The organism is Patescibacteria group bacterium (assembly GCA_018896215.1).
In the GTDB taxonomy this organism is placed as follows: Bacteria; Patescibacteriota; WWE3; order 0-14-0-20-40-13; family 0-14-0-20-40-13; genus JAHINB01.
In genome coordinates this window covers 1-22,905 of sequence record JAHINB010000008.1, presented here as the reverse complement: position 1 = coordinate 22,905, position 22,905 = coordinate 1, and the positions used below count along the sequence as shown (strand labels likewise).

The following is a 22,905-nucleotide window of genomic DNA, read 5'->3' as shown; positions in this document are numbered from 1 at the left end:
CTAGCGTAAGATAGGTATAGTCTTGAAAGGAATTTAATAAATATGTCACCAAAAAAGTTATCTCGTCTTGTGTCGTCCGCATCTCTTATGGAGGAATTGCTCACTAAACACCCGCTTTCGGTTAAATCGTTTAGAAAAGGTCAAATTATTGAAGGTACTGTGGTGTCAGTATTGCATGATCAGGTTTTAGTTGATGTCGGAGCTAAATCCGAAGGGATAATTCGCGGTACCGAGCTTGCGGATACAGATTTTTCTTACAAAAACCTTAAGGAAGGGGATACCATTTTGGTTTCGGTAGTGCAATCAGAAGACAGGTATGGCTATTTGGTTTTATCTTTAAAGCGGGCCGAAAAAGAGCGCAAATGGAGAGATTTTGAGAGAATGTTTCAGGATGGGTCATATATAGAAGTTCAGGTGTTGGAGTACTCCAAAGGGGGTCTCTTGGTAGATGCGCTGGGGCAACGAGGTTTTATTCCTATTTCGCATTTGGATAAGTCTCACTTTACTGACTTTAGTCGCGCTATGGCAGAGGGAAGTCCCGCCGAGCAAAAGGCCAGTCTTGGGGGACTTAAGGGAGCAAAAATAAAAGTTAAGGTTATTGAAGTCGACCGAAACTTAAATAGGTTGGTTATGTCCGAAAGGGAGGCTCTAGCTTCGGCTGGTTCCTATAATAAAAAGGACTTAACCGACAAGCAACTTACATCGTTTGTAGTAGGGGATGTTTTAGAGGGTGCTGTCTCGGGAATTGTTCCCTTTGGACTTTTTGTAGATATTAAAAAAGGCGATGTTTCGTTGGATGGTCTGGTTCATATCAGTGAAATTTCTTGGGAAAAGGTTTATCACCCCGGAAACATTTACAAAGTTGGAGACAAGGTAAAAGTTAAGGTGATAGAGGTTAATAAACAGGAAAAACGAGTTCAGCTTTCCATAAAAACACTAATTCCTAACCCTTGGGAGGAGCTATCTAGCAAATACCCGGTAGGATCAAAGGTTAAAGGGGTAGTCTCTAAAATTGTCCCCTTTGGGGCTTTTGTTACCATAGAAGTTGGTGATCCTAAACACCCCGCAAAGCTGGATGGTCTAATTCATATCTCCGAGACAACGGGACCTTTAACCGAAGGCGAAGAGATTACTACCATGGTTACAATTTGCGATCCCCAAAACCAAAAATTAGGCTTATCTGTAAGGCAAATCGAAGATGTCAAGATGTATAAGTGAAACTTGTTACGCTTTCGCTGACGCGAAACATTTTAGTATTTTTTCTTAAATCTTGTAATAAATGAAACTTGTTACGCTTTCGCTGACGCGAAACATTTTAGTATTTTTTCTTAAATCTTGTAATAAATGATGTTACCAAATTTATCTGAATCGTTAAGAAAAATTCTTCTCTCGCTTGAGAAAAAGGAAGATTCTCAAGGTTTATTTTCTTCCAACACTGTTTTTTTGGCTCTTTGTGAGAGGGATGGTACGGTTGCCAAAATTGCTTCCACTCTCTTTATTAAAAAAATCAGCGAGAAATCTCTTAATCTCTCCGAGCTGGTCGCAAAATCGTATACTGAAGCCTACAAGGAATCGGCCTCTGTAGTTTACCCTTACCATACTTTTTTAGCCCTGACGCTTTGGTGTTTACCTGCTCGTTATAAAGACGCTTTTTTAGCGCAAAAGGCCATTCAAATGGCGCAAAAAGACTATAAACCTAGTATTTTTGACAGCGACTTTTCTCCATTTACAAACCTAACCTACCTTGCGGCAACCAAAAAATTACCCAAAATAATCTCCCGAGAAAAAGAAATCGATTGTATTTTAAGTTCTTTTTTGCAAAGGGACCGGAAGCCGTTGTTGCTTTTGGGTCCCACAGGGGTTGGAAAAACCTCAATTGCCTATGGCTTGGCGCAAAAAATTAATGACTGGAAGGTTCCCAGACCCTTTTTAGGAGCGCAGGTTTTGTTACTAGACTCCCTTCGGGATTCTTTCGAAAAAGGTCTTTTGGCTTTACTTAATACTTATGGAAAATACGGAGTAAAAACAATTTTGTTTTTTGATGATATTCATACAGCTTCGATTTCTGGAATTGTTGGAGTATCAGCGCTTTCACTAAACCGCGACTTTGGTTTAAAAGAGGATCTGCCGATTAATTTTTTGGGGGCAACCAATGACAATTTAGCTTCTCGTCCTTGGGTACCATCCCTAAGTGATTTTTGGGAGGAATATCCAGTTTTAGAGCTTTCGTCTAGCGTTACTTGCAGAATACTTCGGGAAAAAATAAAAACCGATGCTTATTATAAACGAATTACTGTAGCAAATAATGTATTGTCAAAAATATGTGAGAGCACAAAAGTGAGTACGAAAGTTCCCCAGGTTAATCCCGGAAAGGCGGTGTTTTTGCTCAATGAGGCTATTGCCAAATCTAGGGTAAGATCAGAAAGATTAAGTTCCGCGGAAACTGCCACCAAGAAAAAATTAGACCTGCTAACCCGCAACTTAAACGCGCTTATCGTGGAATCCCAATTTAATAAGTCTATTAAGGTTGCATCTAGTGTTAAAGAAGAAACAAAAAAAATTGAGAACCTTTTTAAAAAAGATTCGGCAAAAATTAATATTTTGTTAAAGGATATTAAAGACATTTTAAGCTTCCAAGACAACAAGATTGCTAAAATTAAAAGGTCGCAAGCTTATAACAACCTACTGGTTCGTTTAGAAAACAAAATAAACGAGCAAATTGTGGGTCAGGAAAGGGCTTCCCACGCCTTATCTCTGGCTGTAAGAAGAGCCGAAACTGCCATTGCCGACCGCGGTTTGCGACCAGCGGGATCCTTTTTATTTTTGGGTCCCACAGGAGTGGGAAAAACCGAAACCGCAAAGGTTTTGGCGCGGGTGTTAAAAGATGCTTATGAGCTTACTACCCCAAATTTTCTTCGTTTGGACATGGCGGATTTTATGGAACGGCACACTGTAGCAAGGCTTACGGGTTCGCCTCCGGGGTATGTGGGATACGACGAGGGTGGGCAGTTAACCGAGTTTGTTTTAGAAAACCCCCAATCAATTATTCTTTTTGACGAAATCGAAAAAGCTCACCCAGATGTTCTGAATATTCTGCTTTCTATTTTGGAGGAAGGAGAGCTAGCTGGGGGTGGGGGAGAAGTGGCGAGTTTTAGGGAGTGCATTGTAATTCTAACATCAAACATTGGTTCGGAATTACTAGCTCATCGGGAAATCGGTTTCGGTCAAAAAGACCCTAATTCGCCGGCTGGCGAACCAAATCTCCCTAATCGCCCTAATTTACCTAATTACGAAAAGCTCTTTCTTGAGGCTACAAAGAAAACATTAAAACCCGAATTTCTAAACCGTCTAGATGAAATAATTGTCTTTAGGCAACTTAATGAGGCAGATTTGCTTAAAATTATTGACCTACAACTTGCGCCAGTTATGGTCAGTTTAAAACAAAAGGGAATCAAGCTGACTTTAACCGATGTTGCCAAGAAGGAAATTTTGGCAAAAGGTAATTTTAAAGAATACGGAGCAAGGGAATTAAGGCGAATCATAGAAAAAGAAATTTTAGATCCGCTAAATATTGCCATTTTTAATGGCCGTTTGGTGCGTGGTGGGATAGCAAGTTTTGGCGCGGATTTTAGGGTACAATATTCTCAATGGTCCAAAGAACGCTAATTGTTTCCTTTCTAACCCTAATCCTGTTTTCTCTTACCACAAAACCAGTATTAGCTTTATCGTTGCAGGACTTTGCTAGTACCCCGACCCAAAAAGAGCAAAGGGAACAAAATCGTCAGGAGTTTTTAAATATCTGTCAAAGGTTATACCAAGACAAAGTAGGCTCGGGGCTAAGTTTAGCCCCGAGCCTGATTCTGGGTTCAATCAATCGGGTACTACCCGCATTCCCTTCTAGTATTCTCGGTTTTTTGGATCCCGTAATTTCTCGCCTTTCTGCAATTAGCAACCTTCTTTCCAAAATAAAAGACACTCTGCAGACGCTTGGAGATTTACTTCACTTATAGAGCTACTTTGATGGAAGGAGACATGGAGGAAGCAAGATAGACGGATCTAATATAGACCCCTTTGATTTTTGCGGGGCGGACTTCTTTAATTTTAACCATTAGCGCCTTAAAGTTTTCTACCAACTGCTTGTCATCAAAATCAACCTTTCCAATTATGGTGTGAACAATAGGTGCCGATTTTTCCACTTTTATCTCCTTTGTTCTAATTTTGTGTTCATTTTTAGTTAAATCCAGACCCAGATTTATGTGGGCTTCCACGGTGTTGTTCTTTTTAGAAAACGAAATTTGCTTTACAAGTTGTACAGCTTCCTCGATGGAATACTGCCTGTTGGGGTCCACGAGCTTTTTAGCTTGGGTGTAGAGCTTACCCCTGGTTTTAGACTTAGTTGGGCTTTTACCCTTCGACAGGCTCAGGGCAGGGGGGTTAGAGATAACAACAGAGCCAGAAACCGGAGTTTCTGGTTCTAATTCGCTGGTAATTATAATGTTACGCTTTTTCCCCATGATTAAACAATGTCAATTCCCATACTGCGGGCAGTGCCGGCAATAATTTTGCTGGCGGAGTCTAGATCCCGAGCATTTAAATCCGGCATTTTTTTGGTGGCAATTTCTTCTACTTGCGCTTGGGTGATTTTGCCAACCTTGGTTTTGTTAGGAATGCTACTGCCTTTGGCTATCCCCGCGGCTTTTCTTAGCAAGTCTGATGCCGGAGGAGTTTTGGTAATAAATGAAAATGTGCGGTCTTCGAAAACAGTAATAACAACAGGAACAACAGCGTCCCCCATGTTTTTGGTTTTTTCGTTGTATTCTTTGCAAAACTCCATAATAGGAAGTCCGTGTTGCCCCAGCGCCGGTCCAATGGGAGGAGCGGGATTGGCCTTGCCAGCCTGAATATTTAGTTTGATGTAAGTTTTAATTTTTTTTGCCACTTTGGGTCAAATTCAACTCGATTAGGGATAATCCCAAATTTGGGATTATCCCTATTTTAGATTCTAAAGAGAAGAGATTTGGAGGAAATCCAATTCTACTGGAGTTTCTCTTCCAAATACCGAAACTAATACTTTGACTTTACCTTGATCTTCGTTAACATCAATAATTTTTCCAATGCAATCAAGAAACACCCCATCGGTAATCTTTACCGCGTCGTCCACCTTAAAACGTGATTCGTATCTCGGCGCCTCTATTTTAGAAAACTTTTGAATTGTCGCCACTTCAGATTCGGCAAGCGGGGTGGGTTTTGATCCCGCGCCCACAAATCCCGTGACTCCTGGAGTGGAACGCACCACATACCAATTGGGGTCGGTCATTTTCATAAAGACAATCACATACCCCGGAAAAAGCCTTTCATCAACTTTGCGTTTTTTGCCCTCCGAAATTACAATTTTTTCTTGAGTTGGGATGAGGATTTTGCTAATTTGCGATCCCAAACCTACGCTTTGTACCCGTTGCAGTAGGGTGTTGGCAACCTTTTCTTCGTGACCCGAATAAGTATGAATTACAAACCACTTGGAGTCGGCATCAGGTTCTTTGGAAAGCTCAATAATATTAACTTTTTTTCCTTCTTCTTTTTCTATTTCGCTAGAAACAAGCTTGCTTATTTTTTTTGTTGCCATCTTTAGCTTAAAACAAGTTTTAAAATCGCGCTTAAGAGAAAATCCAACGCTCCAAGGTAGGTTGCTACAATCGCCGATACTACCACAACAATTACGGTAAGTCTAATGGTTTCTTTTTTTGTGGGCCAGCTAACTTTAGAAACCTCGGATTTAACCTCGGTAATGTATGTGGTAATGGGATTGCGCATGTTTGGTAGTCTAGCAAAAAAGTGGCAAGAAAGCCACCTTTTTGTGTCAAAGATAAAAAGATAATATCACCCCGCTACATCGTGTGGAATCGAGGTTGCTTTCCCGTTAAGATCAAGTGGGTTTTCTAGAAACTTGTGCCATGCAGAAGTTTCATGTCGAAATCCCGTCTTAAAGGTTGTAGAGAAGCAAAAACCTAATTCCATCTCGCGTGTGCGGCAGGGATTGGGTTTGTGACCCATGGCTTAATTATTCTCCGTGAGTTATACTTTGTCAAGTTTTTTGGAAATTAAATAAAATGAATTGGATAATTTTGTCCCTAGCTGGTGTTGCTATTTGGGGTGCCAACAACATCATTGATAAGATTTTTTTGGAGAAATATATCAAGAATTCTAGTAGCGCTACCATCCTAATGGGTCTAGTAGGGTTGCTTGTTTCCTTGTCACTCCTTGTTTTTACTGGTATTCCCGAATTTTCCACAAGGGATTTTTTGATTATTTTCGCCTCGGGTCTTGTACTTACCCTTTTTGCTTTGCCTTACTATAAATCTCTTTCGTTGGATGATGCATCAAGAGTAGTTCCTGTTTTTCAATTTATCCCAATTTTCTATTTGCTTTTGGCATATATTTTCCTTGGAGAATCTCTGCAACAAAAATCCCTGGTTGGGTTTTTAATTGTTTTGGTAGGAAGTCTTTTTATTGCAATGGAGAAGTTCGACTTGAGTATTTTTAAGATCCGCCCATCTTTTTTGTTTATGCTTCTTGCCTCCTTTATGTATTCGGTTTCTATCGTTATGTTTAAGGTAGTAGCCGTTGATAATGATTTTTGGGGTTCGATACTTTTAACATATTTTGGAACGGGGGTTGGGTCTTTGTTGCTTTTTTTGATCCCATCTTTTAAAAGAAATTTTATTAGCGACATTGTTAGGTTCAAAAAAGGTGTGTGGGGTGTAGTTGCTCTAAACGAAGCAGGAGGTCTTACAGGAAAGCTTCTTATCTCCCTTGCGGTTATCGCAGGGCCATTAGCGTTAGTTGGTCTAGTAGAAAACTCCCAGCCGGTGTTTGTGTTTATTTATGCCTTGTTGCTTACCAAATTCGCCCCCAAAATTCTTAAAGAAGATTTTTCGCGCGAATCCCTTATTATAAAAGCGTCATCGCTTGCAATAATCACTGTGGGGGTGTTGTTGATTTAAGCTTTGGTTTGGAGTTCTTTATACACCTCGTAGAACCTTAAAAGCCCAATGGTCATTAAAAAATACGAAATAACAAAAAGATAATCGCTTGTTCCTCCTGGAAGCCAAGTCTCGGCTCGCGTTTCGTAGATAAACATGCTATCTGCAAAATATTGGAAAACAAGAGAAAACAGAATGAAGGTAACTTTATTTTTCATTATCCCACCCAGCGTTTTTCTAGTAAGTCGATATGTAAGAATTGCTAAAGAGACAAAACAAGCTTGAGCTAGTGGATAAAAATAATCTAAATATAGACCAATGCCCGCAGACCCCTCGCTAGAATAATTTTTAAGAAAGAGTAAGTACGATAAAAAAACTAGACCCGTTGGTATAAAAAGCGCACTCACTTTACTGGAGAATTTTTTTAAAGTTATGGTTATTCCCGAGGATTTTGCTAGGTAAAATACAGCAAAGATATATGAAGGTATGGTCAAAACGAAAAATATTTCGCCTACAGAGGGATAAGCATTTTCCACGCCGGAAACCCGATAAATTATGGTGTAGCTTAATTGTCCCAAAAACTGGAATAGCAATCCCCACGAAAAAAAGCTCACAGCTTTTCCAACATAGCTTTTGTATCCACCCCAATTTTGTGAGGCAATAAAGCCAACCACCGCGCCCCAGAGGGCTAAAATACCGTATAAGTCGGCAAAAAGATCTCCGTTAAACGGGGTTTCATTAAGGTTTAGAAACTGAATTAAAATCCACCACAAAGAGAAAAGGGCAAATAGAATCCAAGATATCGTAAGGAAGCTTTTTTTGGTTATCATAAGTTAGTTCATGCTAATATTAAGGAGCGTATGTTGTCAACTGGTTATTCTTATCCTAATTTTTGTTTAATGTCATCAAGGCATTTGGGAATGATAAAGAAGTATCTAAAAGATTTTTATCCTTATTCCGATTTTAATCCCGTAAGTATTTTGTGCTGGGATTATTCCCATCAAGCTTCGTTTTCTGTATTAGATGGAAATTTGGTTATTGCTCTAAAGAACTATTTAAAGGACAGCGTGGCATTTTCTTTTCTGGGGACAAAAAATGTTCATAATTCTGTAACAGTGTTATTGAGAGATAAAAAAGAACTTCGCTTTGTTCCGAAGGAGGTTTGCAAAATATTGGAAAATTATCCTTTGCAGTATAATATTCATTCCGATAGAGATAGTTTTGATTATGTTTTGGATATTCCTCTACACAAAAATTTAAGTGGGAACAAATTTAAGAGTCTTAGAAGACAGGTTGTGGGATTTAAAAAAGCTTATCCGGACAGTGTTTTGCGCCTGCTAGACCTAAAAAAGCGCAAGGAAAAAAAACAAGCGTTACAACTTAGGAAAAAGTGGTGTTTGGCAAAAGGGTTTAACAGATTAGAAGCGCAAAACGATATCTACTCCATAAATAAATTTTTTGAGATAGAACGATCTATTGACAGTCTAAATTTTGGGTTATTTATAAAAGATAAACTTATAGCCTTTACTTTAAATGAAAAACTGGAGAACGGTTGGTGTATGGGGCATTTTGGTTGTTCCGATGCGGATTTTGATGGAGCATCCTATCATCTTGAATACGAGGAATTGGGGTGGTTAGAAAAGAATGGTTGTAGGTATTTAAACATGCAACAAGATACTGGGATATCTGGTCTTAGAGAATATAAAAACACCTTTAGACCCGACTTTTTTCTGGAAAAATTTACTGTATCGAGAAAGTCGCTTTAACAGGTTTTTCTAAAAGACATAATTAGCATCTCGGGTTTTTTTGACCCCGACCAGTGGTATTTCTTCAAGAAGTGCAGAGGGTAGGGTGGGTAAGATTCTAAAATTTTTGTAAATCCGTTTTTCTCCATAACTCTTTCGTAATACTTGGCACCTCTTATGTAAACGGGAATTTTTATTCCTTCAAAGTTTACATAGCCTTTATGTGGGTCTATGGGAGAGTCAAAATTTTCGAACAAATCTTTTATAATTAACGAGTCGACAACATGATTTTTTGGAAACACAGAAAAGATTACTATACCGTTATCTTTCAACATTACTGCCAGCTTTGCTATAACCGTTTCTATATTTTCAATCCATTCCCATGAGTGCATTGCCGTAATAATGTCAAAATAATTGCCATAGGCAGAGGGAGCTTTTTTGTTTTGCGACAAATCAATTTTAATAAGTTTTACCTTTTTTGGGAGATTCTTCTTGGCAAAATTTATCATCTCCTGCGACGCGTCTACTCCGGTAACCATATACCCCATGTTGTAAAGTTCTTTGCAAAATTTTCCAGTCCCGCATCCAAAATCCAGAATTTTACATTTTTTCGCACCCATAAATTCTGCCTGGAAGTTTATTTGTTGCAAAAATGTTGGCCATCCAACATATGTGTTTACCGCAGCGTCAGGATGAATTTTATTACTAGCTTTATGAGTGTTAAATCTTTCGATTAATAAATCCCACTCATTTCGTTTTTCGGTTCTTTCTAGCATACTGAAACATATTAGTGAGTAGACACGATATGCGCAACAGGCTATTGAACTTGTTTTTTACTTGTATTAAATTAGTAATCATGAGAACTGTACCTGCCAACAGATATAAAAACGAAATTCTTGCCATAAAAATTGTTTATGGTCAGGAAAAAGTTTTGGGATCATTTATTGCCAGAGGTCTTGCTAGACAAGCTGGGGTTGTTATAGAGGAGGGAGACAGAGTTGTTTTTAGTAAGCCTCCCATTTTAGCCTTGAGCGATTTAGTTAAGGAGTATAGCAAAACATTTGGCGAAGCCTCCAACGAAGTTAGTCGTGAAGTTTTGTTTAGTGAGGGGTTATCCCAAAGCCAATTACAGAAGATTATTAGGTAGCTTTTATCTCCATGCCCCCAGAAATTACCATCTCTCCGCAAAAAATCTTAAAAGAACTCTATATTAAAAATTTAGAGTTGGTTCGAGAACGCCGTAGGATCAACGAAATTCTGCAACAAGTCGCCGAGGTGGTTTTTGCGGTGGATCAAAACTACAAGATTACCATTTTCAATACTAGCGCTGAAGGGGTTTTTGGAGTTTCTCAAGGAGACGCAATTGGTAAAAATGCCGATAGCATAATCAAAGTTTTTTTAAAAGACGAACCCTTTAGCATCACAAAATATGCTTTTAAAAGCAAAGCAGTTTTAAAAACGATTAATCAAGAAAAACTCACCATCAACGGTAATCTAGGAAACAAGTATTACTTTAAACTTAATTTTACTAATGTCGATTTTGGAGCCAAGAGCAAGGAGTGTGTCATTTCCCTCACCAATGTCACCGAAGAAGTCGAAGCCGATTTAAAAAAGGATGAGTTTATTTCCATCGTCGGTCACGAGCTTAAAACCCCAATTACCATCATCAAAAATAATTTATGGATGGTTAAGTATTTATTTGGTGGCAAAGCCGTTTTAAGCGACAGGCAGGAGCAGATTTTTGCTACTTCCTTTGATGAATTAAATCACCTGACGAAACTGGTCAATGATTTGCTGGATTTGACGAGAATCGCGCAAAATAGGCTAGTTTTGTATGTTAAAGATTGCAATTTGGATGCTGTTTTAGACTCAATCTACGCGGAGTTTAAGGAACTGGCGGTCAAACAAAACCTTAAATTTACCAAACCGGACAAACAATTTGGAATTGTCAAAGCGGATAAGGAGAGGCTCATAGAGGTTTTCGAGAACTTGCTCTCCAACGCCTTTAAATATACTTCAAAAGGATCAATCACTATCAAGGTTGTGGCAAGGGTCAAAGATATCAAAGTGGAGATTATGGACACTGGGGCGGGAATTGCGCCAAAAGATTACCTAAGAATTTTTACCAAATTTGGGCGCGGATCCGAGGGACTCAAGGTCCACGAAAACGGGGCGAGTACGGGACTGGGTCTTTATGTCACAAAGAATTTGGTGGAGCAGATGGGGGGAGAGATTGGGTTTAGCAGTAAGGTGGGGGAGGGGAGTAGATTTTGGTTCACTTTGAGAAAGTAACGGAAATAATTTGAAATTCTAAATTTTAAATTTGAATTTAATTTGAAATAAGTATTATGGGAAACTCTAAATCCAAAACCCTAAATCCTAAACAATATCAAAATACAAATTTTCCAAATCCTAAAAAATACGATTTAGAAGAGAGAACTTTAAAATTCGCTAAAAATGTTAGAGAATTTATTAAAGCGCTCCCAAAATCCGTTAGCAATTACGAAGATTGTAAACAATTATCCCGTTCTTCTGGATCAATAGGGGCAAATTACATAGAAGCAAACGAATCATTAAGTCGAAAAGATTTTGTTATGAGAGTTAAAATATCAAGAAAAGAAGCTAAGGAGAGTGTATTTTGGCTAAACCTGGTTGATTTAGGAGATTCCAATAAGGATTTAAATATTAGAAGAGAGTTTTTGGTTAAAGAAGCCATGGAACTTACGAAGATATTTGGAGCAATAGTAGAAAAAAGCAAATAGTTTTTAATTTTGGACATTAGTATTTTGGATTTGTTTAGAGTTTACCTCCAAAGGAGGCTCGGTCGTAGACCGAGGAATTTAGAGCTTAGAATTTCAAATTGTTTGGGCTGTCGCCCAAACAATTTGCCTCTTGCATTGTTAAAAAAGTAATAGGTACAATGGTTATAGTTATGAAAATCTTGCCCAAGAACGCGTATCCTTTTTTAATTCCACTGTTTTTAGTTTTTGCTTTTGTTGCAGGAATTCTTTTATCGGCGAAACTTTCCCACAAAGAAACAATCGCCACCCCAATTCAAGAAGAGGTATCCAACCCCGAACCTCCTAGCGCGGGTTTTGGCAAAGCATCGTTGCCGATTATGATTGAACCGATACCGGGAGAGCCTTACTATATGGAGTGCTATAACAATTCCTGCGTTTATGTTCATGGGGAGGGAGAAAATAACTGCGCCGTGGATTTGGATTGCGCCGTTAAGGAGGATTCATTATGAAATCATCCAGACTTTTAAAATTTGTTTTCTTGACGATCGTTCTCGTCGCAATTTTTCTAAAAGGCGAGGCTTGGGCGCAGACAATGACGGGGTTTGCCGGAACTGACCACGGGGCGTGGTTTTTTGACCAATCCGAAACTGACAAAATAAACTATACCACGCTCAAATTTCAAGCTAAGACGCTAGGAGATAAGACACCGATTACTTTGGAATTTGCTACAGTCAGCATGGCGCAGGATTCGGTAAATAAATCCCTCTACAATTTAACCTATAAAGTAACCTACCCCTTGAGTACTTATGGCAATCCGTCAACTGCCGATCCCAACTGTTTTTCCGGCGTTTCGGGACCCGAGGACAAGTGTGTGGAGCTTAAGTTTTACGAGGTGGGGTGCGTGGGGAATACCATCGAAGAAGTAATAAATTGCACCAAGAATTCTCCTCATTACGAAGTCAAGCCATTAAGATATATTCTTCTTAAACCAGGAGATTCCAAAGCCATCTCTTTTTCCATAACCATACCTACGGAATTCCAGTGGTGTGGGATTACCCAAATGGATGTAATGTATTGGGGATACAAAGAGAAGGGTATAGATGTCCATTTATATCCTTTAGGGGAGATGGGTCAAAGATACAGGTGGGTGCCTCCCGTTCGCGGTTTTGGAGGTTATGGGGTAGGGCATAGTTTGGAATACGACTGGAAAACCGACACATACAGTTCCATCCCCGCCTGCTTTCCGCCAAAGAAATTGGCTTGTGTTGGCGGTTCTTGTAGAGTGGTAACAGGAGATTTGCCAATTGCTGCCGGTTGTGAAGATACAGACTTTAATTCTGATGGTAAGGTTGATGAAGTTGACCTCCCCCTTTTACAAAGTTGCTACTTTTTAGAGCGGGGTGATCCGAAATATGAGAATTGCATACGCTTTGATTTGAATAAAGACGATAAGGTGAATATCCTGGATTCTGGTCTCTTAAGACTTTGTGTGAATGTGAACTCTTCTTGTGTTAACGAGGGAGATGTTTGTGGATTTCATAAAGAGTGTAACGGCGATAGGGGGGTTTGCATAATGACCGGAAACACTGTTGGAAACACCAAGGACAAGTGCGACCCCGCAATCCCCGATGTTTGTAAACCCAAAACCTATTCTATTGGGGATTTTGTCTGGGAGGACAAGAATTATGATGGTATTCAAAACGATGGAGCATCTGGTATAGCAAATACTAATGTTGTTTTATGGCCTGTGACGAATACTACCTGTTCTGCTTCTGGTGCTGGTGCCAAAATTGCACAAACACTAACAAACAGTAATGGATTTTATGAGTTTTCCAACCTAGCACCAGGGGAGTATAGAGTTGGCTTTTTTAACCCATTTTCTAGTTCTGGTTTGACTGGTCAGTTTACAAAATCTCTTCAAGGAGGAGATACCTCAAAAGATTCAAACGGTACCTGCTCGGTTGTTTCTCTTTCTACCTCTGACGATATGACTGCGGATGCTGGATTCTTCTTTCCAGTGACTCTTAAAATCCAAAAGAAAGGTAGTGATACTGGAAACACTCTTCTTGGTGGAGCAATGTTTAACCGAGATCAAGGAGTTGCTGTTTATGGACCAACAGTTGCTGGTCAAGAGCTTGTTCCTGGTGGACTGAACTTCCCTGGTACTTACACCATAACCGAAACCACTCCCCCTACAGGATACAATCTTCCTCCAGAAAACGAGAGGTCGCAAACTGTAACCTTGCAATCTGGAGAAACTAAGACTCTAACATTTATTGATACTCCAATTCCACCACCACCACCTCCGCCCGCTAGTTGTTCCAATGTTACAGTTGTGTCCATGACGGGGACTACATACGAAAAGAAGGGGTATTACAGTTTAGTAACCACTTACACTATGGATGCGTCCAAGACGCTTGATAGCGTCGCATTTGTGGTTACAAAAGAGGGAGAAGCCCCTCAGTCGTTGGTTTGCGCATCAACGACTGGAAATTGTGTTGTAAATACAGCCACAAAAATGGTTACATATAATAACTTTTTAATCAGCAAATCAGGAAGTTATAAATTTGAAGCAACAGTTACGGAGCAGTAGTCATTGGGGTCGAACCCCAATACAGTTCCGAAAAATGCATCCATAGGGGTTAGACCCCTTAAAACAAAATGGAAAAAATGATGAGCTTGAATCAAAATTCAACTTCTAACCCGCAAAGACAATTGGGTAAGCCAAAGTCTTTTGCTATAGCAGGGTTTCCCAGTAATTTTTTAATCTACTTTTCTTCCATTTTCTCTTTACTGCTTTTGGTTTTTATGGCAGGGGCTTTAACTTTTCCAAGCAAAGTGTATTTCTCAACCACTAAAGTAGAGGAGCATCCAGTAGAGGTTTTTGAAACAACCCCGCCACCGGCTTTTGGTTGCGACTCCGCAAACGCTTGTTGTCAAGTAATTACGGTCAGTAATACCCCGCCAGTTTGCGAGTACTTAAAGGCTTCGCTCACGGACGGTAGTTCGTATGTATCCGAATCTTTGACTGTTTCGGACTTTTCTTCCAGAGTGCATTTTGCCGTGTTGGGTCGTGATGCTGATAATTTATGCGGTGCTCCCGCCGAAGGAACCTTTGATGATTTAACTAGAATGGATTTTGATTATGGGGACGGTTTAGCTCATTATATTCGCCAAATTGTGAATTACGAAGGCTGTACTCCTCAAAATGCTGAAGATGGTGGGTATGGGTTTAGAGCTACCCCTCAACACACATACGCTTCTGGAACTTATACCGCCACGGCAAAATATTATGATCGTGATGGAGCTGTTTCGAACACCTGTTCCATTACCATCCAACCCCAACCTAAACACTACACTTGTACCTCTGGTGCTTGTACCCAAGTTAATGGAGCAGGTAACGATGAGTGTAATCCCGCAACTCCTAATATTTGCAAACACTTAACCTGTCAAACTAACTCCTGTACCTATGTTAATACCCCAGGAGCGAACATTGACGGATGTACAACTGTTGGTCAACAGTGCGGTGTGTTACCTAAACACTACACTTGTACCTCTGGTGCTTGTACCCAAGTTAATGGAGCAGGTAGCGATGAGTGTAATCCCGCAACTCCTAACATTTGCAAACACTTAACCTGTCAAACTAACTCCTGTACCTATGTTAATACCCCAGGAGCGAACATTGACGGATGTACTACTCTCAATGCAACATGTGGGGAGACCCCGCCAACTGTAAAATCGTGTGAAACAGTAACTATTGCGTTTGTAGGTGGTTACGATACCCACTATGTAGGAGATAAGGTAGATATAACGGTCACAGGAAAAAGCGATCATGCCAATGGCGTGACGAGCTTTAAATTCCGCTTTGGACCAGAAGGTTCCAAAGTAGTTACCTGTGGCAAATTTGTCCGCGCCAGTATGGCAGAGAACTGCTCTGGCATCTCTCAAGATGGAGATACTTACTCAACAACACTAACTTATACCTTAGATAAAGTGGGAGCGTTTGAAGTTTATGGAGCTGCCTGCGACGATAGTGGTAGTGATAGTTGCTCGGAGTTTAGCAAGTAATTATGGAAGAAAAATTGTCCAAAAAACTTATCGCCCTTGCCATCTTAGCCTTTGGAGTGGCTATTTCTGCGAGTATTTTAATTTTTGGGCTTTCTCGATCAAGGCTAGCAAATGTCCCGGTTAAGCAGGTTGAGGTATTTGAGGCAACTGGAGAAACATCTTGCTACCAGCAATTTACTGTTGCCGAGACCCCAACCTATGGAAAATGCGATGGCGAATCCTGCACGCAAGTTGTCTGCGCCGACACCCGCGATTGTCCAGATGACGAATGTACTACAGCCGATGATTGCAAGTCTGCGCCACCAGCTAACAAATACAAAACCTGTCGCGGGCAATCTTGCGCCGAAGTAGTTTGTCCCGATCAAAATGCCTGTCCGGCAAATTCTTGCGCCAGTGACCCTGATTGCGCCGAAGAAGAAATTGATGAAACACCCATTTGCAAGGAGTTGCTCGCCAGCCCCAAAAAGGGAACAGCCGATCTCAAGGTGCGTTTTAGTGTGGATGCCGAGGATCCCATAGGAGGTAGCATAGAAGAATATCAATTTGAATTTGGCGATGGCGAAAGTTTAGAGTCACCAAATGACACTGTTTATCATATTTATAAAAAGGGTGGGGAGTTTGAAGCTAAAGTCCAAGTAGTCAATGGCAAGGGGCAAAAATCCGATGACGATGCCAACGACGATTGCAAGGTAGAAATTAAAGTTGACGAAGAAACTCACATGGCGTGCGTGAATCAAGCTTGCAAAGAGGTCGAAGGGGCGGGGGACAACCTTTGTTCCAACGACTCGCAGTGTCAACAACCAGTCTACACAACCCATCTGGCTTGCGTCAATTCCGCTTGCATTGCGGTAACCGGCGCTGGGTCAAATCTGTGCTCGACAGACAGCGAATGTCAAGTCAACCCTCAACCGGTGACTGAAGTTCCAGTTACCGGAAGTTCTACTAATTGGATGCTAATTTTGGCGCTTCCGGCCCTTCTTATTGCCGGCGGTTTGGCGTTAATTTTCTAAAATTCTATGGAAGAAGATAATGCCCCCAAACCTAAAATTCTTCTTGTAGAAGACAAAGAGTCCTTGCGAATGGTTTATGGTGAGTATTTGCGCATGGAGGGTTTTGATATTACCGAGGCCAAAGACGGGGAAGAGGCAATTAGCCTTGCAACCTCGGGCAACTTTGACCTAATGCTTCTTGATATTATGTTGCCTAAAGTAGATGGGTTGGAGGTTCTAAAGACTTTAAAGGCTAATCCCAAAACAAAACAGCTCAAAATTTACCTTTTAACCGTTTTGGGGCGAGATGCGGTAATTCAGCAGGGGTTCGAAATGGGAGCTGACGGCTACCTAATTAAAGATAAAATAACTCCAGCGATGATTAAAGACGAAATTCTTTCGGCTCTTGCGCCAAAAGCCTAGTTGTGATTCAATGTACCCCATGGCAAGAATTTGTGAAAACTGCAATAAAACCAAAATAAAAGGAAAAAAGGTTACTGATGCTTGGGGTGTAAGCTACCGTTCAAACAGGCAGTTTGGTGTCAACTTGCAAAAAACCACCGTTATTGTTGATGGAATCAAAAGAAGGGTGAGGGTGTGTACGAAGTGCCTGAAAGAACTAAAAAAATCTGCTATCATTTCCTAATGAACTTCTTTAAATTTCCCTCTCTTTTTACCGAAGATTTGGCAATCGACCTGGGAACCGCCAATACCATGATTTATGTTTTGGGCAAGGGTGTGGTTGTTCGGGAGCCAACAATTTGCGCGATTAAAAAAAAGACCAAAGAAATAATTGCCATCGGAGCCGAGGCAAAAAGAATGCTGGGGCGCACCCCTCCGGCGATTGTGATTGTGAGACCCTTAAAAGATGGGGTAATTTCGGATTACGACGCCTCGGAAAAAATTTTATATTACTTTATTAATAAGATTTCGGGCAAAAAAAGCTCTTTTTTTCGCCTGCCTCGTCCCAGAGTGGCTTTAGGTGTTCCCGCTAATATTACCGAAGTGGAAAGACGAGCCGTTTTTAAAGCAGCTCTTTCCGCGGGGGCTCGTCAGGCCTTTTTGTTGGAAGAACCAATGGCGGCAGCGTTAGGAGCCGAATTACCGGTAGAAGAAGCGAAAGGTAGTATGATTGTGGATATTGGAGGAGGTACTACCGAAATTGCGGTTATTTCGCTTGGTGGTATTGTGGTGGCAAAATCGCTAAAAGTTGCCAGCTACGAAATAGACCAAAAAGTTATAGAAATTAGCAAAGAGAAGTTTGGATTGATAATTGGAGAACGCACAGCAGAAGAAATCAAGATAGAAATTGGCAATGTCTTTGAGCCAAGGGATGACAAAACAGCGCAACTTAAGGGGAGAAGTATTGCCACTGGTCTTCCTGTTATGATTGCAGTCTCACAAAAGGACATTTACGAGGGAATTAAAATTCCTGTCTCTTACATTGTAGAGCAGATAAAAGACACTATAGAAGAAACCCCTCCAGAACTGGTTGCTGATATTTTAAAAAGCGGAATTACTCTTTCGGGCGGTGGAGCGCTTCTTTGCGGTCTTGATAAACTGCTGTCTTGCGAAACAAAAATTCCCATTAGAGTAGTGCAGGATCCTATGACCAGTGTGGTTAAAGGGTGCGCCAAGGCGTTGGGGAATAAGAAATTATTGGAAAAGGTGAGAGTTACCTAAGAAAATGGCAATAAACCTCGAAATCAAATACGCAATACTGTCACTTGTTATCCTAGTCTTCGGTGCAACCCCTATTGCCAACATCGCTCGTGGCGTTTTTACACAAATATCTGCCCCATTTTTATATGGTTTTGTAAGTATTGCCCGCGCTACTCATAACGAATGGTCGTTTTGGGCCAATTTAAGGGGAATACAACAAAATAACACCGTTTTGGAGGATAAGGTGGCGGAGCTTTCGGAAAAAATAGTTAGACTTTCCGAGGTTACAAACGAAAACAATCTTTTAAGAGACGGGCTAAAAATTAAACAGGCAGTGCCCAATTTAAATCCAGTTTTAGCAACCGTATTAGGTTTTTCTGGGGGAGAAGGGTTTGATAATGGTTTTATTGTTAATGCTGGCGCTGATATGGGGGTGCTTGTTGGCGATATAGTGTCATATAAAGATATTGTGGTTGGAATTGTTTTAGAAGTCATATCTAAAAGCTCTGTAATTGAACCTACAACCAGTCCAAATCTAAAAATTGCTGCCAAAATAGCACGAACCGGGGCAACAGGTGTTGTTTCTGGAGACTTTGGAACCCAGCTTAAAATTACTGGTTTATTGCCCCAAGATGATGTTGTTGCTGGTGACATAGTGGCGACCTCCTCACTAAATGAAAATATTCCCGAAGGTTTGTTATTGGGCACAATTGGAAATGTTTTACCTAATCCACAGGCAATTCAAAAGGAAGCTACAGTTAAAATGCTTTTAGATTTAACCAAGTTAGATAAACTTATTATATGGACACAACCCTGATTAAAATTCCGCTTTTGGCCTTTGTCTGTACTATTGTGCAGTTTAGCTTTTTGTCATTTTTTGGCTATTTTGGGTGGCATCCCGATTTGCTTTTTGTCTTAATATTTTTGTTTTCTTTTAACGCCCCCAGAGAGAGCTTTTATCTTTTTTCGTTTTGGGTTGGTTTATTTGTAGATTTGCTGTCTACAGGAAGATTTGGGCTAATTACTTTATCATACGAAGTAGCTGGAATCGCTTTGTTCTTTTATCTTAGGCAATTTAGCTTTGGAATACTGCAAAAAGTAATTGGATTTGTGGCTCTTTGGTTTATTCTAAAAGTTGCGGTTTTAAAACTAATTGGCGGTGGGGAGATTTTTCTCACTAAATCGCTTCTTGACATGCTAATTTCGAGCTTGTTCATTTTTCCAGCGTTGTATATTAGGAGAACATTTTTTAAAAACAAAGAGTTTGGGACTAAGAAGGGGATACAGTTAAAATTGGGAGGCTAGTAAATTTATAGTTATGCTAACAACTGCCAAAAAGAGAGCATTTAAATCTAAAGATGCCAACCAGGTAACCTCCTTTCGTTTTTCTTCTATTAGTGCTACTAAAAGTGAAAATCAGGAGAACAAAACAATTTGGCGTTTAATGCCATTTAGAATGTTAGTACTTCTGGTAACAATAATTATTGTTGGGAGAATTTTTTACTTGCAGATTATCAACGCCTCGTTTTATTCTTCTGTCTCACAGAGTAACAAGACCAGGGAAACAATTATAAGAGCGGATAGAGGTATTGTTGTTGATAGGACAGGAAAGGTAATTATACGCAATAAACCCCAGATAGATTTGTGGGTTAATTTAAGCATATTACCTACTGAATACGATATTGTCATACAGCAGCTATCTAAAGATTTAAACATTGCAACAGCGTATCTGCAAAAAAAGATTCAAGAAGATACTAAAAACAAGTTGGCTAGAACTCTTTTAAAGTTGGATTTGTCTCAAGATGAGGCGATTTATTTTGAGTCGCAATATGCTAAGTACCCTTATATTGTGGTAGAAAAAATCTCATCAAGAGACAATTTGTATCCTTATGAGACAGCAACCCTAGTTGGTTATGTGTCGCAAATTTCACAAGATGAGATAAATGGTTCCAGCTACAAATACTCCTTGGGTTCGATGTTTGGAAAAACTGGTATAGAAAAAGAGTACGAAAAATATCTAAGGGGGGAGGATGGTGTCTTATTGCTACAAGTTGACTCTGTTGGTACTCAACTGTCTGTTCTTGGTAAAAAGAGCGCGATACCGGGGGATACGGTAGAGCTAAATATAGAGATAGATTTGCAAAAACAGATTTATAATATTATAGATAATTGGGACAAAGATCACCCCCAAGTTCTACTTGGGGGAGCAGTAGTTCTTCAAGATGTGTCAAACGGAGAAATTGTTTCTTTAGTTAGTTATCCTAGTTACAATGTATCCTTATTTAGCCAAAATCTAAGTTTAGAAGATTATGACAAACTGGTTAATGATCCAAGAAAACCTTTATTTAACAGGGCTATTTCTGGGGCGTTTCCCCCAGGTTCGGTTTTTAAAATTATTACGCTGTCGGCTGCTTTAGAAGAGAGGACAATTTCGGCAGAATACCAGGTTACAGTTCCAAGTTATATTGCAATAGGTTCTTATATTTACCGGGACTGGAAAGAATCGGGTCATGGTTTGGTAAATGCCGAAAAGGCTTTGGCCGTCTCCTCCGATGTCTATTTTTACGCTCTTGGCGGTGGTTGGGCGCCGTTTGGTATAACAGGATTAGGTGTCGAAAGAATGACAAATTGGGGTAAAAAGTTTGGTTTGGGAAGTGTTTTGGGAATCGATCTTCCCGACGAGGTTACGGGTTTTTTGCCCTCAAAGGAATGGAAACAACAGACCTATGGAGAATCTTGGTACATTGGCGACGATTTTATTACCGCAATTGGACAGGGTTTTGTTTTAACCACACCTTTGCAAATAAACAGTCTTACTGCAACTATTGCCAATGGGGGATTGCTGTATAAACCGCGGGTGGTTGCAAGTATTAAGCTTTTGGGAGGAGAAGTTGTAAAAAAAGAGCCAGTTGTGATTAACCGTGGTGTTGTTTCTAAAGAAACCGCCCAAACGATATTTTCTGGTATGGTAAAAGCTTGCAGTCTTGGCGGTACAGCCTATCCGCTTTTTGATTTTGTTCCCCAGGTTGCTTGTAAAACTGGAACGGCAGAGTTTGGAGAAAAGTTGTCAACTGGCGTAAGTCGTAGTAGCCACGCTTGGATTACGGTTATTGCGCCAGCTGACAACCCAAGGTATGCTTTAACTGTATTTTTAGAAGGAGGCGGAGAAGGGTCGGGGGATGCTGGGGGAGTGGCAAGGGAGATTTTAAATTATATGAAGGAACAAGGATTAATAAATTAACCTAATTTTGCTATGTTAGAACCTCGTCAACTTTTAAAAACCTCTAACGATTTTCCCTCCCGCTTACTAGCCCTTGCGGATTGTCCTCAATCTATCGATATTGCGGGAAGTATCGTTCCACAAGACAACTTGTCTCTTGCCATTGTAGGTTCGCGAAAAATGAGTTCTTATGGAAAAGAAGTGGTCCAAGATGTGGCGCGCTCTCTCGCCCCTTATCAAGTTACAGTTGTAAGTGGTTTAATGTACGGTGTGGATATGGAATCGCATAAAGCGGCGTTGGATAATAATTTAAGGACAATTGGAGTTTTGGGTTTTGGATTTAATTATCTTTACAAAGTTCCAGAAATGGCTTTGGTGGAAAGTATTGTCAGTAAAAATATGGGGGCAATTATCTCCGAATTTAAAAGAGAAGAAGCTCCTGCCCCATGGACTTTTCCTAAAAGAGACAGAATAATTGCGGCGCTGGGAAGTGTGATTCTGGTTGTGGAGGCTGGAGAGAGGAGCGGTACTTCGTACACGGTTGGTTCGGCATTACAACTTGGAAAAGAGGTTTTAGCAGTTCCAGGTTCTATTTACAGTGAGGTTAGCATTGGTTGTCACAAACTGATAGAGGATGGCGCGCGGATTGTTAAATCAACACAAGATGTTTTAAGCGCCTTGGGTCTAACGGGAGAAACGGCTGGTAAAACTGTAATATTAAATTCTCCTCTATCCAAAGAGGAGGAGAATGTGTTTAAATTTTTAGATCAAACAGGACTACCTGTGGATGATATTATTGTGGGTTGCAAAAGGCCGTCGTCAACTGTGTTATCATGCTTAGTTAGTTTAGAGATGAAAGGTTTAATTAAGGATACAGGTAATGGGGTGTATCGGAAAATATAGACTCCCACGCACAAGTGCGTGGTAGTATATAACGCCCCCACCGTAGGTGGGGAAATTAGTAGGAATTTTTCTTTTATCTTGTTATGAAATTAGTCATTGTGGAGTCGCCTACTAAGGCAAAAACAATTAGCAAATATTTAAGCAACGAATATAAGGTTGTGGCCTCTTACGGCCATGTGGTGGATTTGCCTAAAAAACAACTGGGGGTGGATCTAGAAAACAACTTTACGCCGTCATACGAAGTAACTTTGCGGGGTAAAAAAACCCTAGCCGAACTTAAAAAATTGGCTAAAGAAGCAACGGAAATTTACATAGCCACAGACCCAGATCGAGAGGGGGAGGCGATTGGTTGGAATATCTTAAATGAAATAAGCCCAAAGAGCTCAAAAGTTGAGAGAATCACATTCCATGAAATTACAAAGGAAGCGATTAACGAGGCGTTTAAGCATGCCACAACTGTCAACACGGATTTGGTGGATGCGCAACAAGCCAGAAGAGTTTTGGATAGGTTGGTAGGTTATAAACTTTCTCCGCTTTTGTGGAAAAAAGTGCGTTATGGTCTGTCTGCCGGAAGGGTGCAGTCGGTCGCGGTTAGGT

26 protein-coding genes are annotated in these 22,905 nt (G+C 40.3%); 20 read left to right on the top strand and 6 right to left on the bottom strand.

Features of this window, described 5'->3' with window-relative positions; all coding sequences use genetic code 11:
- Nucleotides 1-42 precede the first annotated feature (42 nt).
- The 3 genes from KKF75_01850 (at nt 43) to KKF75_01840 (ending at nt 4,010) form a co-directional block, all read left to right on the top strand.
- Complete coding sequence (locus tag KKF75_01850; protein MBU4380941.1) at nt 43-1,218, top strand: S1 RNA-binding domain-containing protein; 1,176 nt, start codon at nt 43-45, stop codon at nt 1,216-1,218.
- Between the two features lie 126 nt (nt 1,219-1,344).
- On the top strand, nt 1,345-3,666 hold the full coding sequence (locus KKF75_01845; protein ID MBU4380940.1) for an AAA family ATPase: 2,322 nt from the start codon (nt 1,345-1,347) through the stop codon (nt 3,664-3,666).
- The gene (locus KKF75_01840; protein ID MBU4380939.1) at nt 3,648-4,010 is read left to right on the top strand and encodes a hypothetical protein; all 363 of its coding nucleotides are present in this window, start codon (nt 3,648-3,650) and stop codon (nt 4,008-4,010) included. The genes KKF75_01845 and KKF75_01840 overlap by 19 nt, the downstream gene beginning before the upstream one ends.
- Here the strand turns inward: KKF75_01840 and KKF75_01835 are convergent.
- The 4 genes from KKF75_01835 to secE all read right to left on the bottom strand — a co-directional run bounded on the left by KKF75_01835 (nt 4,005) and on the right by secE (nt 5,811).
- Nucleotides 4,005-4,514 (bottom strand): hypothetical protein, encoded by a 510-nt coding sequence (locus KKF75_01835; GenBank protein MBU4380938.1) that lies wholly within the window; start codon nt 4,512-4,514, stop codon nt 4,005-4,007. The genes KKF75_01840 and KKF75_01835 overlap by 6 nt on opposite strands.
- Nucleotides 4,515-4,516: 2 nt before the next feature.
- On the bottom strand, nt 4,517-4,939 hold the full coding sequence (gene rplK / locus KKF75_01830; GenBank protein ID MBU4380937.1) for a 50S ribosomal protein L11: 423 nt from the start codon (nt 4,937-4,939) through the stop codon (nt 4,517-4,519).
- Nucleotides 4,940-5,002: 63 nt separating this feature from the next.
- Complete coding sequence (gene nusG / locus KKF75_01825; GenBank protein MBU4380936.1) at nt 5,003-5,623, bottom strand: transcription termination/antitermination protein NusG; 621 nt, start codon at nt 5,621-5,623, stop codon at nt 5,003-5,005.
- Nucleotides 5,624-5,625: 2 nt separating this feature from the next.
- The gene (secE, locus tag KKF75_01820) at nt 5,626-5,811 is read right to left on the bottom strand and encodes a preprotein translocase subunit SecE (protein MBU4380935.1); all 186 of its coding nucleotides are present in this window, start codon (nt 5,809-5,811) and stop codon (nt 5,626-5,628) included.
- Nucleotides 5,812-6,107: 296 nt separating this feature from the next.
- Between secE and KKF75_01815 the strand changes: the two genes are divergently transcribed.
- Nucleotides 6,108-7,001, top strand: coding sequence for an EamA family transporter (locus KKF75_01815; GenBank protein ID MBU4380934.1), 894 nt, complete (start codon nt 6,108-6,110; stop codon nt 6,999-7,001).
- Here the strand turns inward: KKF75_01815 and KKF75_01810 are convergent.
- Nucleotides 6,998-7,810, bottom strand: a complete 813-nt coding sequence (locus KKF75_01810; protein MBU4380933.1) for a hypothetical protein — start codon at nt 7,808-7,810, stop codon at nt 6,998-7,000. The two genes, KKF75_01815 and KKF75_01810, sit on opposite strands and share 4 nt — an antisense overlap.
- A 30-nt stretch (nt 7,811-7,840) precedes the next feature.
- Here KKF75_01810 and KKF75_01805 point away from each other — a divergent pair, with 30 nt between their 5' ends.
- Nucleotides 7,841-8,746, top strand: coding sequence for a DUF2156 domain-containing protein (locus tag KKF75_01805; protein ID MBU4380932.1), 906 nt, complete (start codon nt 7,841-7,843; stop codon nt 8,744-8,746).
- On the opposite strand, the gene KKF75_01800 is transcribed toward KKF75_01805, so the two are convergent.
- A complete protein-coding gene (locus KKF75_01800; GenBank protein MBU4380931.1) occupies nt 8,743-9,501 on the bottom strand; it encodes a class I SAM-dependent methyltransferase in 759 nt (252 codons plus the stop codon). The genes KKF75_01805 and KKF75_01800 overlap by 4 nt on opposite strands.
- 80 nt (nt 9,502-9,581) lie before the next feature.
- On the opposite strand from KKF75_01800, the gene KKF75_01795 reads away from it, so the two are divergent.
- The 15 genes from KKF75_01795 to KKF75_01725 all read left to right on the top strand — a co-directional run.
- Nucleotides 9,582-9,872 carry a hypothetical protein gene (locus KKF75_01795; GenBank protein MBU4380930.1) on the top strand — a complete coding sequence of 97 codons (291 nt, stop codon included), beginning with the start codon at nt 9,582-9,584 and terminating at the stop codon, nt 9,870-9,872.
- A gap of 11 nt (nt 9,873-9,883) precedes the next feature.
- A complete protein-coding gene (locus KKF75_01790; GenBank protein MBU4380929.1) occupies nt 9,884-11,017 on the top strand; it encodes a PAS domain-containing sensor histidine kinase in 1,134 nt (377 codons plus the stop codon).
- A gap of 56 nt (nt 11,018-11,073) precedes the next feature.
- Nucleotides 11,074-11,487: a four helix bundle protein gene (locus KKF75_01785; protein MBU4380928.1), complete on the top strand. Its 414-nt coding sequence runs from the start codon at nt 11,074-11,076 to the stop codon at nt 11,485-11,487.
- A gap of 170 nt (nt 11,488-11,657) precedes the next feature.
- The gene (locus KKF75_01780; GenBank protein MBU4380927.1) at nt 11,658-11,975 is read left to right on the top strand and encodes a hypothetical protein; all 318 of its coding nucleotides are present in this window, start codon (nt 11,658-11,660) and stop codon (nt 11,973-11,975) included.
- Nucleotides 11,972-14,059 carry a hypothetical protein gene (locus KKF75_01775; protein ID MBU4380926.1) on the top strand — a complete coding sequence of 696 codons (2,088 nt, stop codon included), beginning with the start codon at nt 11,972-11,974 and terminating at the stop codon, nt 14,057-14,059. The genes KKF75_01780 and KKF75_01775 overlap by 4 nt, the downstream gene beginning before the upstream one ends.
- 77 nt (nt 14,060-14,136) lie before the next feature.
- On the top strand, nt 14,137-15,534 hold the full coding sequence (locus KKF75_01770) for a hypothetical protein (GenBank protein ID MBU4380925.1): 1,398 nt from the start codon (nt 14,137-14,139) through the stop codon (nt 15,532-15,534).
- 2 nt (nt 15,535-15,536) lie between these two features.
- Nucleotides 15,537-16,544 carry a PKD domain-containing protein gene (locus KKF75_01765; protein MBU4380924.1) on the top strand — a complete coding sequence of 336 codons (1,008 nt, stop codon included), beginning with the start codon at nt 15,537-15,539 and terminating at the stop codon, nt 16,542-16,544.
- A gap of 6 nt (nt 16,545-16,550) precedes the next feature.
- Nucleotides 16,551-16,946, top strand: coding sequence for a response regulator (locus KKF75_01760; protein MBU4380923.1), 396 nt, complete (start codon nt 16,551-16,553; stop codon nt 16,944-16,946).
- 19 nt (nt 16,947-16,965) lie between these two features.
- Complete coding sequence (locus KKF75_01755; protein MBU4380922.1) at nt 16,966-17,169, top strand: 50S ribosomal protein L28; 204 nt, start codon at nt 16,966-16,968, stop codon at nt 17,167-17,169.
- Complete coding sequence (locus KKF75_01750; GenBank protein MBU4380921.1) at nt 17,169-18,206, top strand: rod shape-determining protein; 1,038 nt, start codon at nt 17,169-17,171, stop codon at nt 18,204-18,206. Before KKF75_01755 ends, KKF75_01750 begins: the two co-directional genes overlap by 1 nt.
- Nucleotides 18,207-18,210: 4 nt before the next feature.
- Nucleotides 18,211-19,002: a rod shape-determining protein MreC gene (locus KKF75_01745; GenBank protein ID MBU4380920.1), complete on the top strand. Its 792-nt coding sequence runs from the start codon at nt 18,211-18,213 to the stop codon at nt 19,000-19,002.
- Nucleotides 18,987-19,490 carry a rod shape-determining protein MreD gene (gene mreD / locus KKF75_01740; GenBank protein MBU4380919.1) on the top strand — a complete coding sequence of 168 codons (504 nt, stop codon included), beginning with the start codon at nt 18,987-18,989 and terminating at the stop codon, nt 19,488-19,490. The genes KKF75_01745 and mreD overlap by 16 nt, the downstream gene beginning before the upstream one ends.
- Nucleotides 19,491-19,503: 13 nt before the next feature.
- The gene (gene mrdA, locus KKF75_01735; GenBank protein ID MBU4380918.1) at nt 19,504-21,426 is read left to right on the top strand and encodes a penicillin-binding protein 2; all 1,923 of its coding nucleotides are present in this window, start codon (nt 19,504-19,506) and stop codon (nt 21,424-21,426) included.
- Between the two features lie 12 nt (nt 21,427-21,438).
- Entirely contained in the window at nt 21,439-22,308 is an 870-nt protein-coding gene (gene dprA, locus KKF75_01730; protein ID MBU4380917.1) for a DNA-processing protein DprA, read from the top strand.
- 83 nt (nt 22,309-22,391) lie between these two features.
- Nucleotides 22,392-22,905 (top strand): type I DNA topoisomerase (locus KKF75_01725; protein ID MBU4380916.1); only part of this gene is annotated, 514 nt, incomplete at its 3' end.